We start from the raw sequence: 15616 nt of genomic DNA, 5'->3' as shown, positions 1-15616 counted from the left end.
ACTTACAAACTCAGCGCCCCCGAGTACAGCGCATAAGCCGCTACCCCTGCGCCCACCAGTACCGCCGCGAATATCAGCTTCTCCCAATGGCTGAACAATGCCTGCCCCTGCTCGTGCCTGGCCCGGGCGAACAGGATCACTCCCGGGGCATAGAGCAGGGCCGACAGCAACAGGTACTTGAGCCCCCCGGCATACAGCAGCCACACCGCATACAACAGCGCCAGCAGCGCCACGGCCAGATCCTTGCGCCGCAGCCCCGCCTGCCCGGCATAGCTCTCGCCCCGCCAGGCCAGCAGCACGGCATAGGCCGCCGACCAGAAGTACGGCACCAGGATCATCGACGACGCCAGGTAGATCAGGCTGGTATAGGTGCCAGCCGAGAACAGGGTGATCAGCAGGAACCCCTGGATCATGCTGTTGGTCAGCCACAGTGCATTGGCCGGTACATGATTGGCATTTTCCCTGGCCAGAAAACGCGGCATGGTCTTGTCGCGAGCGGTGGCGAAGAGAATCTCGGCACACAGCAACGCCCATGACAGCAGCGCCCCAAGCAACGAAACCGCCAACCCGATACTGATCAGCATCGCCCCCCAGGGCCCGACGATATGTTCCAGCACCGACGCCAGCGACGGGTTCTGCAACCCCGCCAGTTCAGGCTGGGTCATCACCCCCAGCGACAGCACGTTGACCAGCACCAGTAGCGCCAGCACCCCGAGAAAGCCGATCACCGTGGCCTTGCCGACATCCGAACGGTGTAGCGCACGCCCGGAATAGACACTGGCGCCCTCGATGCCGATGAACACGAACACCGTCACCAGCATCATGTTGCGCACCTGCTCCAGGACGCTGCCGAACTTCGGGTTGCCCAGCCCCCAGATATCGCGGGTGAAGATATCCGCGCGGAAGGCGAAGGCCGCGATGACGATGAAGATCAGCAGCGGTACGACCTTGGCCACCGTGGTGACCTGGTTGATGAAGGTCGCTTCCTTGATGCCACGCAGTACCAGGAAATGCACCGCCCACAGCAACAGCGAAGCGCAGCCGATGGCTATCGGCGTATTGCCCTCACCGAATACGGGAAAGTAGAAACCCAGGGTGCTGAACAGCAGGACGAAGTAGCCGACGTTGCCCAGCCAGGCACTGATCCAGTAACCCCAGGCCGACGAGAAGCCCATGTAGTCGCCAAAGCCGGCCTTGGCATAGGCGTAGACGCCCGAATCCAGGTCGGGCTTGCGGTTGGCCAGGGTCTGGAACACGAAGGCCAGCGCCAGCATGCCGACCGCAGTGATGCTCCAGCCGATCAGGACCGCGCCAACATCGGCACGGGCGGCCGTGTTCTGCGGCAATGAAAAGATCCCGCCGCCGATCATCGAACCGACCACCAGGGCGATCAGCGCCCCCAGGCGAAGCTTATGTCCCGGTTCGCCCATCTGCAGCTCCCTCACGCCTGTCGCCTGTCTGAAATATAACGGCCACTACATATAAATGTTACAGCTTGTTTATTAATCAACGCCATTAAAGCTATAGCACTCATAACGCATTTGTCTATATGCCGACGGCCGCCAATATTCACATTGTCGAGCAACTCGCAAATTCGCGACGCCCTGTCGAATGACACGTGAAAAATTTGCGAAACCGCTAGAAACGACTAGCTTTCAGATTTCGCAAGCCAAACAGAGCGTTTGCTCTAGAAGTACATGGAGGTGCCAGCGCACAAGGCTTGCAGCAAAGCCGTCGGCACTCTCCAGGAGACCCGAGCAAGAATTTTCTCACGCTGTTGCGCCATGAACTGATCCACATCAGCGAATGACTACAGCGCCGGATTTATTCTGTCGTCAACTTTCTCCTGGCATGGAGTTGTTAAATGTCTGATTCTCCCGGAAAACTTAAACTCGGCGCATTAGTTGCACTTGTCGTGGGCTCGATGATTGGTGGCGGGATCTTCTCCCTGCCGCAAAACATGGCCGCCAGCGCAGGCGTCGGTGCCGTGCTGATCGGCTGGGCCATCACCGCCGTCGGCATGCTCACCCTGGCCTTCGTGTTCCAGACCCTGGCCAACCGCAAACCCGACCTCGATGGTGGCGTATACGCCTATGCCAAGGCCGGCTTTGGCGACTACATGGGCTTCTCGTCAGCCTGGGGCTACTGGATCAGTGCCTGGCTGGGCAACGTCGGCTACTTCGTCCTGCTGTTCAGCACCCTGGGGTACTTCTTCCCGGTCTTCGGTGAAGGCAATACCCCGGCGGCAGTGATCGGCGCATCGCTGCTGCTGTGGGGTGTGCACTTCCTGGTCCTGCGCGGCATCAAGGAGGCGGCGTTCATCAACCTGGTCACCACCGTGGCCAAAGTCGTGCCACTGGCGCTGTTCGCGCTGATCTGCCTGTTCGCCTTCAAGCTCGATGTGTTCACCGCCGACATCTGGGGCCTGGGCTCGCCCGACCTCGGCAGCGTGATGGATCAGGTGCGCAACATGATGCTCGTCACCGTGTGGGTGTTCATCGGCATCGAGGGCGCAAGCATCTTCTCCTCGCGGGCGGAAAAACGCTCCGACGTGGGCAAGGCCACGGTCATCGGTTTCATCACCGTGCTGCTGTTCCTGGTGCTGGTCAACGTGCTGTCGATGGGCGTGATGACCCAGCCGGAGCTGGCCAAGCTGCAGAACCCTTCGATGGCCGCGGTGCTGGAGCATGTGGTCGGTCACTGGGGTGCGGTGCTGATCAGCGTCGGCCTGATCATCTCGCTGCTGGGGGCACTGCTGTCATGGGTGCTGCTGTGCGCGGAGATCATGTTCGCCGCCGCCAAGGACCACACCATGCCCGAGTTCCTGCGCCGCGAGAACGCCAACCAGGTGCCGGCCAACGCCCTGTGGCTGACCAATGCCATGGTGCAGATCTTCCTGGTCATCACCCTGTTCTCCAACAGCACCTACCTGTCGCTGATCTACCTCGCCACCTCGATGATCCTGGTGCCCTACCTGTGGTCGGCGGCCTACGCAGTACTGCTGGCGGTGCGCAGCGAAACCTACGAACAGGCCCTCGCCGAACGCAAGAAGGACCTGATCATCGGCGGTATCGCCCTGTTGTACGCGATCTGGCTGCTGTATGCCGGAGGCGTGAAGTACCTGCTGCTGTCGGCCCTGCTCTACGCCCCTGGCGCGATCCTGTTCGCCAAGGCCAAGCGCGAGGTCGGCCAACCGATTTTCACCAACGTGGAAAAACTGATCTTCGCCGCTGTGATCGTCGGCGCGCTGGTGGCGGCCTACGGGCTGTACGACGGCTTCCTGACCCTTTGACCACGTCTTTGTATGATTGGAGGAATCATCATGTCCACGGAAAAACAGAAATACGGCGTGCACTCCGAAGCCGGCAAGCTACGCAAGGTGATGGTCTGCGCCCCGGGACTGGCGCACAAGCGACTGACCCCCAGCAACTGCGATGAACTGCTCTTCGACGACGTGATCTGGGTCGACCAGGCCAAGCGTGACCATTTCGACTTCGTCACCAAGATGCGCGAGCGCGGCGTCGATGTGCTGGAAATGCACAACCTGCTGACCGACATCGTGCAGAACAAGGAGGCCCTGGCGTGGATTCTCGATCGCAAGATCACCCCCAATACCGTCGGCGTTGGCCTGACCAATGAAGTGCGCAGCTGGCTCGAAGGCCTCGATCCGCGCCACCTGGCCGAGTTCCTGATCGGCGGCGTGGCCGGCCAGGACCTGCCGCAGAGCGAAGGCGCCGATGTGGTGAAGATGTACAACGACTACCTCGGCCACTCCAGCTTCATCCTGCCGCCCCTGCCCAACACCCAGTTCACCCGCGACACCACCTGCTGGATCTACGGCGGCGTCACGCTGAACCCGATGTACTGGCCGGCACGACGCCAGGAAACCTTGCTGACCACTGCCGTGTACAAGTTCCACAAGGAATTCACCGGCGCCGACTTCAAGGTCTGGTACGGCGACCCTGACAAGGAGCACGGCAGCGCCACCCTGGAAGGCGGCGACGTCATGCCGATCGCCAAGGGCATCGTGCTCATCGGCATGGGCGAGCGCACCTCGCGCCAGGCCATCGGCCAACTGGCGCAGAACCTTTTCGCCAAGGGCGCAGTGGAAAAGGTCATCGTCGCCGGCCTGCCCAAGTCCCGTGCCGCGATGCACCTGGACACCGTGTTCAGCTTCTGCGACCGCGACCTGGTCACGGTCTTCCCGGAAGTGGTGCGCGAGATCGTGCCGTTCATCATCCGTCCCGACGAAAGCAAGCCCTACGGCATGGATGTGCGCCGTGAAAACAAGTCGTTCATCGAGGTGGTCGGCGAGCAGCTCGGGGTGAAGCTGCGCGTGGTCGAGACCGGCGGCAACAGCTTCGCCGCCGAACGCGAGCAATGGGATGACGGCAACAACGTGGTGGCCCTGGAGCCAGGCGTGGTCATCGGCTACGACCGCAACACCTACACCAACACATTGCTGCGCAAGGCCGGGATCGAGGTCATCACCATCAGCGCCGGTGAACTGGGCCGAGGCCGCGGCGGCGGCCACTGCATGACCTGCCCGATCGTGCGCGACCCTATCGACTACTAACGCCCTCTATCCGACCCACGCTTACGAGGCGTGGGCCGGGCACTCACCGCATTCAAGGAGATACTGTCATGGCGTTCAACATCCACAACCGCAACCTGCTCAGCCTCGAGCACCACACCACCCGTGAGCTGCGCTACCTGCTGGACCTCTCCCGCGATCTCAAGCGCGCCAAGTACACCGGCACCGAGCAGCAGCACCTGAAGGGCAACAACATTGCGCTGATCTTCGAGAAGACCTCGACCCGCACCCGCTGCGCCTTCGAAGTCGCCGCCTACGACCAGGGCGCCAACGTCACCTACATCGACCCCAACTCCTCGCAGATCGGCCACAAGGAGAGCATGAAGGACACCGCCCGCGTGCTCGGGCGCATGTACGACGCCATCGAGTACCGCGGCTTCAAGCAGGAGATCGTCGAAGAACTGGCCAAGTTCGCCGGCGTGCCGGTGTTCAACGGCCTGACCGACGAATACCACCCAACCCAGATGATCGCCGACGTGCTGACCATGCGCGAACACAGCGACAAGCCGCTGCACGACATCAGCTACGCCTACCTGGGCGATGCGCGCAACAACATGGGCAACTCGCTGTTGCTGATCGGCGCCAAGCTCGGCATGGACGTGCGTATCGCCGCGCCCAAGGCGCTGTGGCCGCATGACGATCTGGTGCAGCGCTGCAAGCAGTACGCCGAGGAAAGCGGCGCGCGCATCACCCTGACCGAAGACCCGAAGGCGGCGGTCAAGGGCGTCGATTTCGTCCATACCGACGTCTGGGTGTCGATGGGAGAACCTGTGGATGCCTGGGGCGAGCGCATCGAACAACTGCTGCCCTATCAGGTGAACAAGGAACTGATGAAAGCCACCGGTAACCCGCGCAGCAAGTTCATGCACTGCCTGCCGGCGTTCCACAACTCCGAGACCAAGGTCGGCAAGCAGATCGCCGAGAAATACCCGCACCTGGCCAACGGCATCGAAGTGACCGATGACGTGTTCGAGTCACCAGCGTGCATCGCCTTCGAGCAAGCGGAGAACCGCATGCACACGATCAAGGCGATCCTGGTATCGACCCTGGCTGATCTCTGACGGCACCCCCTGCAGGGGCGGGCTTTTGTGGGAGCGGGTTTACCCGCGAACACCGGCATAGCCGGTGCCATGCACCGCGTCGCTGGCTTCGCGGGTAAACCCGCTCCCACAGGCCTTGCCCGACCCTTGAACATTTTCTGAAGGACATTTCCCCATGCGTATCGTTGTTGCACTGGGCGGCAACGCCCTCCTGCGCCGCGGCGAGCCAATGACCGCCGACAACCAGCGCACCAATATCCGCACTGCCACCGAGCAGATCGCCAAGATCCACCCCGGCAACGAACTGGTCATCGCCCACGGCAATGGCCCGCAGGTCGGCTTGCTGTCGCTCCAGGGCCAGGCCTACAAGCCCGACGAAGCCTACCCGCTGGACGTGCTCGGTGCCGAGACCGAAGGCATGATCGGGTACATGATCGAACAGGAGCTGGGCAACCTGCTCGACTTCGAGGTGCCCTTCGCCACCCTGCTGACACAAGTCGAGGTCGACGCCAACGACCCGGCCTTCAAGGATCCGACCAAGTTCATCGGCCCGGTCTACGCCAAGGACGAGGCCGAGCGCCTGGCCAGGGAGAAAGGCTGGGTGGTCAAGGCCGACGGCGACAAGTACCGCCGCGTGGTCGCCAGCCCCAAACCCAAGCGCATCTTCGAGATCCGCCCGATCAAGTGGCTGCTGGAAAAAAGCAGCATCGTCATCTGCGCCGGCGGCGGCGGCATCCCCACGATGTACGACGAAAACCGCAAGCTCAAAGGCATCGAGGCGGTGATCGACAAGGACCTGTGCTCGGCGCTGCTGGCCGAGCAACTGGACGCCGACCTGCTGATCATCGCCACCGATGTCGATGCTGCCTACATCGATTTCGGCAAGCCGACGCAAAAAGCCATTGCCCAGGCGCATCCTGACGAGCTGGAAAAACTCGGCTTCGCAGCGGGCTCGATGGGGCCGAAGGTGCAGGCCGCCTGCGATTTCGCCCGCAACACGGGCAAGGTCGCGGTGATCAGCTCGCTGGAAAACATCGAAGAGATCGTCAAGGGCACTGCCGGTACGCGGGTGTCGACCGCCAAGCCAGGTATCAGCTACCGTTGAGTGCAGTTGGCCGGTGCACGGCGCCGGCCATTTTCAACCTTCCGGAGGACGCCATCATGGCCCAGTACCATCCTGGTCATGTTCATATCGAGCGCACGGCGCTGAACAAGAATGACCACAGCTACGACCTCAACATCGAGTACGAAGCCACCCAGGATCCCACGGAAGGCCGCGGTATCCAGTTCCGCATGCATGGCAGCATCGAAGGCAAGTCTGTCGACGAGAAGTTTTTCCTGGCCAAGGACCAGGTACTGCCGAGCTTCCTCATGCAGTTGAGCCGCAAGGCCCAGTCGTACCTGCCGGCGCCGAAGAAATTCGAAAACCTGGGCTCGCCGCACAAGCTCTACGACCATATGTTCGAGGACATCCGCCAGAAGCTGGATGTGAAGTCCGGGGATCCGATCAAGCCTGAACACCTGGGTAATACCTGATACTGCCATCGCCGGGCAGGCCCGCTCGCACAGGCACGCTGGAATACCTGTGCAAGCGGCGGTTCGGCGCCCCGACTTGTCCCGTGATTGGGCCTTCCCCCTCGCCAATGGCATACTGGCGCCCTTTCCCCCTACGCCCGTTGCCCCCATGCGCATCCACGTCAGCTTTATCGACCGCGTTGGCATCACCCAGGAAGTCCTGGCCCTGCTCGGTGCCCGCAACCTCAACCTCGATGCCGTGGAAATGGTGCCACCGAACGTCTACATCGACGCTCCCACGCTCAGCCCAGCCGTACTCGAAGAGTTGCACGATGCGCTGTTCGAGGTGCGCGGCGTGCAGTCGGTGGAAGTGGTCGATATCCTCCCCGGCCAGCGCCGACACCTGCAACTCGACGCCCTGCTCGCGGCCATGAGCGACCCGGTGCTGGCGGTGGACAGCGCTGGCAAGGTGCTGCTGGCCAACCCGGCGCTGATCGCCCTGTGCGGACGCGAATCGGCCGGTCGCTCGGTGGGCGAGCTGTTTGGTGACAGCGACCTGCTCCAGGCTCTGCTGGACAACAACTTCCACCTGCCGATGCGCGAGATGCAGCTCAATGGCCAGAGCCTGCTACTGGATGCGACGCCGATCACCAACGCCGGTGGCTTGCTCACCCTGTATCCGCCCAATCGCATGGGCGAACGTCTCTCGGCGCTGCACCATGATCACGCCGAAGGCTTCGATGCCCTGCTCGGCGACTCCCCGGCGATCCGCACCCTCAAGGCCCGCGCCCTGCGCGTCGCCACACTCGATGCGCCCTTGCTGGTGCACGGCGAGACCGGCACCGGCAAGGAGCTGGTAGCCCGCGCCTGCCACACCATCAGCAGTCGTCACGCAGCACCTTTCCTCGCATTGAACTGCGCCGCGCTACCCGAAAGCCTGGCCGAGAGCGAACTGTTCGGCTATGCCCCGGGCGCCTTCACCGGCGCACAACGTGGCGGCAAGCCAGGGCTGATGGAGCTGGCCAACCAGGGCACGGTATTTCTCGACGAGATCGGCGAGATGTCGCCCTACCTGCAGGCCAAGCTACTGCGCTTTCTCAGCGACGGCAGCTTTCGCCGGGTCGGTGGCGACCGTGAGGTGAAGGTGGACGTGCGTATCATCAGCGCGACCCACCGCGATCTCGAACGCATGGTCGCCGAAGGCACCTTCCGCGAAGACCTGTTCTACCGCCTGAACGTGCTCAACCTGCAGGTCCCGCCGCTGCGCGAACGCGGCCAGGACATCCTGTCGCTGGCGCACTTCTTCATGCAGCAGGCCTGCACGCAGATCCAGCGCCCTCCGTGCCGCCTGACCCCAGCCACCCATCCGGCACTGCTGGCCAACCCCTGGCCAGGCAACGTGCGCCAGTTGCAGAACGTGATCTTCCGCGCGGCGGCAATCTGCGAGAGCAACCTGGTAGATATCGGTGACCTGGATATCGCCGGTACCTCGGTAGCACGTGGCCAGGATGGCGAGGTGAGCAGCCTGGAGCAGGCCGTGGGCGACTTCGAGCGCGAGCTGCTGCAGCGCCTGTATGCGAGCTACCCTTCGACTCGGCAGCTGGCGGGAAGGCTGCAGACGTCGCATACCGCGATTGCGCAGCGGCTGCGCAAATACGGGATTCCAGCCAAGGTTTGACTGACACAAGGTACACCTGCACCCAAACGTATCGAAATCATTACATCGTAATGATTTCGATACAGGCAGACTTGAGTGCAGTTATCCAAGGGTTTGATCCCTCGACGCTTTCGTTTACACCCTACGCTGTATCGATTTCATTACACAGTAGGATTGGTCCGTCTGTAAAAATCAGTTAAATAGCTGATTTATAAGAAATTTATTCTCATGGCCGCATTATTGCTTAGGGAAATCCACCCAAGAGCGCGGACCCACCGCGCCCAACGCCCTGCTTCCCGAGGATTTCCCATGAGCGAGTTGCGTTTCACCGAAGATCACGAATGGCTGCGCGTCGAAGCTGACGGCAGCGTCACCGTAGGTATCACCGCCTATGCCCAGAACGCCCTTGGCGATGTGGTCTTCGTGCAACTGCCGGACCTGCAGCAGTATGAAAAAGGCGCCGAAGCCTCAACCGTCGAGTCGGTCAAGGCTGCCAGCGGCGTGTACATGCCGCTGACCGGTGAAGTGGTCGCGGTCAACGAAGGTCTCAACGACAACCCCGAGCAGGTCAACGAAGACCCGCTGGGCGAAGGCTGGTTCTTCCGCTTCGTTCCTGCAGACATGAGCGAGGTGACCGCCCTGCTCGACCAGGATGCCTACGACCGCCTGCTCAAAGCCAACGACGACGCCTGAGGACCACGACCATGACCATCAACCTCGGCACCGCCAACGAATTCATCGCCCGTCACATCGGCCCACGCAGCGCCGACGAACAGGCCATGCTGACCACCCTGGGCTTCGACTCTCTCGACGCCATGACCGCCGCCGTCATTCCCGACAGCATCAAGGGCACCAGCGTGCTCGGTGACGCCGACGGCCAGAGCGAGGCCGATGCCCTCGCCGCCCTCAAGGCGATCGCCGGCAAGAACCAGCTGTTCAAGAGCTTCATCGGCCAGGGCTACTACAACACCCACACGCCAGCGCCGATCCTGCGCAACCTTCTGGAAAACCCGGCGTGGTACACCGCCTACACCCCTTACCAGCCGGAAATCTCCCAGGGTCGCCTGGAAGCGCTGCTGAACTTCCAGACCCTGATCAGCGACCTCACCGGCCTGCCGATCGCCAACGCCTCGCTGCTCGACGAAGCCACCGCCGCTGCCGAGGCCATGACCTTCTGCAAACGCCTGTCGAAGAACAAGGGCAGCCATGCCTTCTTCGCCTCCGTGCATTGCCACCCGCAAACCCTTGACGTGCTGCGTACCCGTGCCGAGCCGCTGGGCATCGAGGTCGTGGTCGGTGACGAGCGTGAACTGGGCGATGTCAGCGCCTTCTTCGGCGCCCTGCTGCAATACCCGGCAAGCAACGGTGATGTGTTCGACTACCGCGAGCTGGTGCAGCGCCTGCACGGCGCCGGTGCCCTGGTGGCCGTGGCCGCCGACCTGCTGGCCCTGACCTTGCTGACTCCTCCGGGCGAATTCGACGCCGACGTGGCCATCGGCAGTGCCCAGCGCTTCGGCGTACCGCTGGGCTTCGGCGGCCCGCACGCGGCCTACTTCGCCACCCGCGATGCCTTCAAACGTGACATGCCGGGCCGCCTGGTCGGCGTTTCGATCGACCGTTTCGGCAAGACCGCACTGCGCCTGGCCATGCAAACCCGCGAGCAACACATCCGCCGCGAAAAGGCCACCAGCAACATCTGCACCGCACAGGTCCTGCTGGCCAACATCGCCAGTATGTACGCCGTCTACCACGGCCCGGCCGGCCTCAAGCGCATCGCTGAACGTACCCACGCCCTCACCGCGATTCTCGCTGCGGGTCTGGCCAAGCTCGGCGCCAAGGTCGTTACCGGTGAATTCTTCGACACCCTGACCCTGGCCACCGGTGCCGCCACCGCCAACCTGCACGAGCAAGCGCGCGCCAAGGGCTTGAACCTGCGCCAGGTCGACACCGCCCACCTGGGGCTGTCGCTGGACGAAACCAGCACCCAGGCAGATGTCGAGGCGCTCTGGGCATTGTTCGCCAATGGCCAGGCGCTGCCGGACTTCGCTACCCTCGCCGCCAACCACAGCCCGCGCCTGCCAGCTGCACTGATGCGCCAATCGGCGATCCTCGAGCACCCGGTGTTCAACCGCTACCACAGCGAAACCGAACTGATGCGCTACCTGCGCCGCCTGGCCGACAAGGACTTGGCGCTGGATCGCAGCATGATCCCGTTGGGCTCGTGCACCATGAAGCTCAATGCTGCCAGCGAAATGATTCCGGTCACCTGGGCCGAGTTCGGCAACCTGCACCCCTTCGCCCCGGCCGCCCAGAGCCAGGGCTACCTGCAGATGACCACCGAGCTTGAAGCCATGCTCTGCGCCGCCACCGGCTACGATGCCGTGTCGCTGCAGCCCAACGCCGGTTCCCAGGGCGAGTACGCAGGCCTGCTGGCGATCCGCGCCTACCACCGCAGCCGCGGCGAAAGCCACCGCGACATCTGCCTGATCCCGTCGTCGGCACACGGTACCAACCCGGCCACCGCACACATGGCCGGCATGCGCGTGGTGGTCACCGCCTGCGACGCCCGGGGCAACGTCGATATCGACGACCTGCGCGCCAAGGCACTCGAACACCGCGAGCGCCTGGCCGCGATCATGATCACCTACCCCTCGACCCACGGTGTGTTCGAGGAGGCGATCGGCGAGATCTGCGCGATCATTCACGACAACGGCGGCCAGGTGTACATCGATGGCGCCAACATGAACGCCATGGTCGGCCTGTGCGCTCCGGGCAAGTTCGGTGGCGACGTGTCGCACCTCAACCTGCACAAGACCTTCTGCATCCCCCACGGCGGTGGCGGCCCGGGCGTCGGCCCGATCGGCGTCAAGTCGCACCTGGCGCCGTTCCTGCCCGGCCATGCCGCGCTGGAAAACACTGCCGGTGCGGTCTGCGCTGCACCGTTCGGCAGCGCCAGCATCCTGCCGATCACCTGGATGTACATTCGCATGATGGGTGGCGCAGGCCTCAAGCGTGCGTCGCAGATGGCGATCCTCAACGCCAACTACATCGCCCGTCGCCTGGAAGAGCACTATCCTGTGCTGTACACCGGTGGCAACGGCCTGGTCGCCCACGAATGCATCCTCGACCTGCGTCCGCTCAAGGACACCAGCGGCATCAGCGTCGATGACGTGGCCAAGCGTTTGATCGACTTCGGCTTCCATGCTCCGACCATGTCGTTCCCGGTGGCGGGCACGCTGATGATCGAACCGACCGAAAGCGAGTCCAAGGAAGAACTGGACCGTTTCTGCGATGCGATGATCCAGATCCGCGAAGAGATTCGCGCCGTGGAGAACGGCAGCCTGGACAAGGACGACAACCCGCTCAAGAACGCCCCGCACACCGCGGCGGAACTGGTCGGCGAATGGTCCCACGGCTACAGCCGCGAGCAGGCGGTTTATCCGCTGCCGAGCCTGGTCGAGAGCAAGTACTGGCCACCGGTCGGCCGGGTCGACAACGTGTATGGCGACCGCAACCTGGTCTGCGCCTGCCCGTCGATCGAGAGCTATCAGGACGTCTGATAGACCTCGGCCCGCCCTCTGATAGAGGTGTGTTCCTCTGTGGGAGCGGGCTTGCCCGCGAATGCGATGTTGGCCACGCCGACGCATTCGCGGGCAAGCCCGCTCCCACAGGGTTCAGCATCTGCCCAACCCACCTGGCAGGAGGTCATCATGTCTTTGAGCGTCTTCGACCTGTTCAAGATCGGCATCGGCCCCTCCAGTTCGCACACGGTCGGCCCGATGCGCGCCGCCGCGCGCTTCGCCGAGGGCCTGCGGCGCGATGGCCTGCTGGCCAGCACGGCCAGCGTCAAGGCCGAGCTCTACGGCTCGCTCGGTGCGACCGGCAAGGGTCACGGCAGCGACAAGGCTGTGCTCCTGGGGCTCGAGGGGGAACACCCCGACACCGTCGACACCGAATCCATCCCCGAACGCCTGCAGGCAATCCGCGCCAGCGGTCACCTGCACCTGCTTGGCGAACACAGGATCGATTTCGTCGAGAAACAGCACCTGGCTATGATCCGCAAGCCACTGGACTACCACCCCAATGGCATGATCTTCCGTGCCTTCGATGCTGCCGGGCTGCAGATCCGCAGCCGCGAGTACTACTCGGTGGGCGGCGGCTTCGTCGTCGACCAGGACGCAGCCGGCCAGGACCGCATCGTCGAAGACAACACCGCCCTGCCTTACCCCTTCACGACGGCCAGGCAACTGCTCGGCCATTGCGTCGAGCAGCACCTGTCGTTCAGCCAGGTGATGCTCGCCAACGAAGCGGCCTGGCGCCCCGAACAGGAAACCCGAGCCGGCCTGCTGCGCATCTGGCAGGTCATGCAGGATTGCGTCGAAGCGGGCTGTCGCCACGAGGGCATCCTGCCGGGCGGCCTCAAGGTCAAGCGCCGCGCCCCTGCCTTGCACCGCCAGCTCAGCCGACACCCGGAAGCCAGCCTGCGCGATGCGCTGTCGGTACTCGATTGGGTCAACCTCTACGCCCTGGCGGTCAACGAGGAAAACGCCTATGGCGGACGCGTCGTCACCGCACCGACCAACGGCGCGGCGGGTATCGTCCCGGCGGTGCTGCACTACTACATGCGTTTCGTTCCCGGCGCCAGCGAAGACGGCGTGGTGCGTTTTCTGCTCACCGCGGCCGCCATCGGCATCCTCTACAAGGAGAACGCCTCGATTTCCGGCGCCGAGGTTGGCTGCCAGGGCGAAGTGGGGGTGGCCTGCTCGATGGCGGCGGGCGCCCTCTGCGAAGTCATGGGCGGTACCTCGCAACAGGTGGAGAACGCCGCCGAGATCGGCATGGAACACAACCTGGGCCTGACCTGCGACCCGATCGGTGGGCTGGTCCAGGTGCCCGGCATCGAGCGCAACGCCATGGGCTCGGTCAAGGCGATCAACGCCGTGCGCATGGCCCTGCGCGGCGACGGGCAGCACTTCGTCTCGCTCGACAAGGTCATCCGCACCATGCGCCAGACCGGCGCCGACATGAAAAGCAAGTACAAGGAGACCGCCCGCGGCGGTCTGGCCGTCAACATCATCGAATGTTGACCCGAACAAAAACCAAGGAGTTACCGATGTCCGATACGTTGCTCAAGACCCCGCTGCACGCCCTTCACCTGGAGCTGGGCGCGCGCATGGTGCCGTTCGCAGGCTTCGACATGCCCGTGCAGTATCCGTTGGGGGTGCTCAAGGAACACCTGCATACCCGCGAGCAGGCCGGTCTGTTCGATGTGTCGCACATGGGCCAGATCGTGCTGCGTGGCAGCGACGCGGCCAAGGCTTTGGAAAGCCTGGTGCCAGTAGACATCATCGACCTGCCGGTGGGCATGCAGCGCTACGCCATGTTCACCAATGAGCAAGGAGGCATCCTCGACGACCTGATGGTGGCCAACCTGGGCGACGATACACTGTTCCTGGTGGTCAATGCCGCCTGTAAGGATCAGGACCTGGCTCACCTGCAAAAGCACATCGGCCAGCGCTGCGAGATCCAGCCTTTGTTCGAGGAGCGCGCCCTGCTCGCCTTGCAGGGCCCGGCTGCGGTCAAGGTGCTGGAGCGCCTGGCGCCGGAAGTGGCCGGCATGACCTTCATGCAGTTCCGCCCGTTGCAGTTGCTGGGTGAGGACTGCTTCGTCAGCCGCTCGGGCTACACCGGCGAGGACGGCTACGAAATCTCGGTACCGGCCACTGCTGCCGAAGCCCTGGCTCGACGCCTGCTGGCCGAGCCTGAGGTGCAGCCGATCGGCCTGGGCGCACGCGACTCGCTGCGCCTGGAAGCCGGCCTGTGCCTGTACGGCCACGACATGGACACCGAGACTACGCCGATCGAGGCCAGCCTGTTGTGGGCGATCTCCAAGGTTCGTCGCGCCGACGGAGCACGGGCCGGTGGTTTCCCGGGCGCCACCCGCGTATTTGCCCAACAGCAGCAGGGCGTGAGCCGCAAACGTGTGGGCCTGCTGCCACAGGAGCGCACGCCGGTTCGTGAGGGCGCCGAGATTGTCGATGCGCACGGCACGCCGGTCGGCAAGGTGTGCAGCGGTGGTTTCGGCCCGACCCTGGGTACACCCGTGGCAATGGGGTATGTCGATAACGAACATGCCGCGCTGGAAACGCCGTTGTTTGCGGTCGTGCGCGGCAAACAAGTTGCCCTGAAAGTCAGCAAAATGCCTTTCGTGGCGCAACGTTACTACCGAGGTTGAAAGCAATCTCACAACAGCGCGCTTATTCGATTACGAACCTGCGCAATAACTTTTGAACATGGCGCCAGGCCAGGCGCCATGCCGTTTCCGACAATTTTGTCGGTAATCGGCAAAAGCCTTGATCCCTGCGCCGTGCGGGGCTTGTTTTTGTCGCTGGAGTTGGCGTAGAGTCTTCTCACTGTGTTTGCATGGGTCGCAACAGTTCGTGACCTGGGCCAGTAGCCGCAATTTGCTACAACCCGTTCGACGTCTCTTACTTTCCTGCAACCCAGCCCAGTACTCTTTCGCCGTGTGATGCGAAAGAAACTGAAATCACTATCTAAAGATTCATAGGAAATAAGAAAATGGCTGAGCGTCAGAACGGTACCGTCAAGTGGTTCAATGACGAGAAAGGTTACGGCTTCATCACCCCAGAGAGCGGTCCGGATCTGTTCGTTCACTTCCGCGCCATCCAAGGCAACGGCTTCAAGAGCCTGAAAGAAGGCCAGAAAGTCACCTTCGTTGCAGTGCAGGGCCAGAAAGGCATGCAGGCTGACGAAGTACAAGCAGAAGGCTGATTTCTGTGAAAAAGCCCC

Annotated in this window: 12 protein-coding genes; 11 read left to right on the top strand and 1 reads right to left on the bottom strand. The window is 63.0% G+C overall.

The features are described from left to right. Positions 1–2: 2 nt before the first annotated feature. The gene (gene arcD / locus AB688_RS07660) at positions 3–1430 is read right to left on the bottom strand and encodes an arginine-ornithine antiporter (RefSeq protein ID WP_063543217.1); all 1428 of its coding nucleotides are present in this window, start codon (positions 1428–1430) and stop codon (positions 3–5) included. A 434-nt stretch (positions 1431–1864) separates the two neighbouring features. Between arcD (AB688_RS07660) and arcD (AB688_RS07655) the strand changes: the two genes are divergently transcribed. From arcD (AB688_RS07655) to AB688_RS07605, 11 genes are all read left to right on the top strand, one after another. Beyond that, the gene (arcD, locus tag AB688_RS07655; RefSeq protein ID WP_054925695.1) at positions 1865–3292 is read left to right on the top strand and encodes an arginine-ornithine antiporter; all 1428 of its coding nucleotides are present in this window, start codon (positions 1865–1867) and stop codon (positions 3290–3292) included. 30 nt (positions 3293–3322) lie between these two features. Next, positions 3323–4576 (top strand): arginine deiminase, encoded by a 1254-nt coding sequence (arcA, locus tag AB688_RS07650; RefSeq protein ID WP_063543215.1) that lies wholly within the window; start codon positions 3323–3325, stop codon positions 4574–4576. Positions 4577–4644: 68 nt separating this feature from the next. Further along, positions 4645–5655 carry an ornithine carbamoyltransferase gene (locus tag AB688_RS07645; RefSeq protein WP_054895515.1) on the top strand — a complete coding sequence of 337 codons (1011 nt, stop codon included), beginning with the start codon at positions 4645–4647 and terminating at the stop codon, positions 5653–5655. Between the two features lie 154 nt (positions 5656–5809). Then, on the top strand, positions 5810–6739 hold the full coding sequence (arcC, locus tag AB688_RS07640; protein WP_063543213.1) for a carbamate kinase: 930 nt from the start codon (positions 5810–5812) through the stop codon (positions 6737–6739). 56 nt (positions 6740–6795) lie between these two features. After that, the gene (locus AB688_RS07635; protein ID WP_063543211.1) at positions 6796–7170 is read left to right on the top strand and encodes a DUF5064 family protein; all 375 of its coding nucleotides are present in this window, start codon (positions 6796–6798) and stop codon (positions 7168–7170) included. 148 nt (positions 7171–7318) lie between these two features. Continuing rightward, positions 7319–8827, top strand: a complete 1509-nt coding sequence (locus tag AB688_RS07630) for a sigma-54-dependent transcriptional regulator (protein WP_063543209.1) — start codon at positions 7319–7321, stop codon at positions 8825–8827. 288 nt (positions 8828–9115) lie between these two features. Continuing rightward, positions 9116–9499, top strand: a complete 384-nt coding sequence (gene gcvH / locus AB688_RS07625) for a glycine cleavage system protein GcvH (RefSeq protein WP_054895511.1) — start codon at positions 9116–9118, stop codon at positions 9497–9499. A gap of 11 nt (positions 9500–9510) precedes the next feature. Next, complete coding sequence (gcvP, locus tag AB688_RS07620) at positions 9511–12366, top strand: aminomethyl-transferring glycine dehydrogenase (protein WP_063543207.1); 2856 nt, start codon at positions 9511–9513, stop codon at positions 12364–12366. Between the two features lie 150 nt (positions 12367–12516). Further along, the gene (locus AB688_RS07615; protein ID WP_063543205.1) at positions 12517–13893 is read left to right on the top strand and encodes an L-serine ammonia-lyase; all 1377 of its coding nucleotides are present in this window, start codon (positions 12517–12519) and stop codon (positions 13891–13893) included. A gap of 26 nt (positions 13894–13919) precedes the next feature. Beyond that, positions 13920–15041: a glycine cleavage system aminomethyltransferase GcvT gene (gene gcvT / locus AB688_RS07610; RefSeq protein ID WP_063543203.1), complete on the top strand. Its 1122-nt coding sequence runs from the start codon at positions 13920–13922 to the stop codon at positions 15039–15041. A gap of 344 nt (positions 15042–15385) precedes the next feature. Next, a complete protein-coding gene (locus AB688_RS07605; RefSeq protein WP_046854299.1) occupies positions 15386–15598 on the top strand; it encodes a cold-shock protein in 213 nt (70 codons plus the stop codon). The last annotated feature ends 18 nt before the right edge of the window (positions 15599–15616 follow it).

It is taken from the genome of Pseudomonas putida (assembly GCF_001636055.1).
In the GTDB taxonomy this organism is placed as follows: domain Bacteria; phylum Pseudomonadota; class Gammaproteobacteria; order Pseudomonadales; family Pseudomonadaceae; genus Aquipseudomonas; species Aquipseudomonas machongensis.
The sequence above is the reverse complement of the archived record's forward strand: the minus strand, read 5'-3'. Positions and strand labels throughout refer to the sequence as shown.

Excerpts from the sequence above, each read along its gene's own strand:
- arcA (WP_063543215.1), top strand. The coding sequence starts at position 3,323 with ATGTCCACGGAAAAACAGAAATACGGCGTGCACTCCGAAGCCGGCAAG.
- AB688_RS07630 (WP_063543209.1), top strand. The coding sequence starts at position 7,319 with ATGCGCATCCACGTCAGCTTTATCGACCGCGTTGGCATCACCCAGGAA.
- arcC (WP_063543213.1), top strand. The coding sequence starts at position 5,810 with ATGCGTATCGTTGTTGCACTGGGCGGCAACGCCCTCCTGCGCCGCGGC.
- arcD (WP_063543217.1), bottom strand. The coding sequence starts at position 1,430 with ATGGGCGAACCGGGACATAAGCTTCGCCTGGGGGCGCTGATCGCCCTG.
- gcvT (WP_063543203.1), top strand. The coding sequence starts at position 13,920 with ATGTCCGATACGTTGCTCAAGACCCCGCTGCACGCCCTTCACCTGGAG.
- AB688_RS07645 (WP_054895515.1), top strand. The coding sequence starts at position 4,645 with ATGGCGTTCAACATCCACAACCGCAACCTGCTCAGCCTCGAGCACCAC.
- arcD (WP_054925695.1), top strand. The coding sequence starts at position 1,865 with ATGTCTGATTCTCCCGGAAAACTTAAACTCGGCGCATTAGTTGCACTT.
- AB688_RS07635 (WP_063543211.1), top strand. The coding sequence starts at position 6,796 with ATGGCCCAGTACCATCCTGGTCATGTTCATATCGAGCGCACGGCGCTG.
- AB688_RS07605 (WP_046854299.1), top strand. The coding sequence starts at position 15,386 with ATGGCTGAGCGTCAGAACGGTACCGTCAAGTGGTTCAATGACGAGAAA.
- gcvH (WP_054895511.1), top strand. The coding sequence starts at position 9,116 with ATGAGCGAGTTGCGTTTCACCGAAGATCACGAATGGCTGCGCGTCGAA.
- gcvP (WP_063543207.1), top strand. The coding sequence starts at position 9,511 with ATGACCATCAACCTCGGCACCGCCAACGAATTCATCGCCCGTCACATC.
- AB688_RS07615 (WP_063543205.1), top strand. The coding sequence starts at position 12,517 with ATGTCTTTGAGCGTCTTCGACCTGTTCAAGATCGGCATCGGCCCCTCC.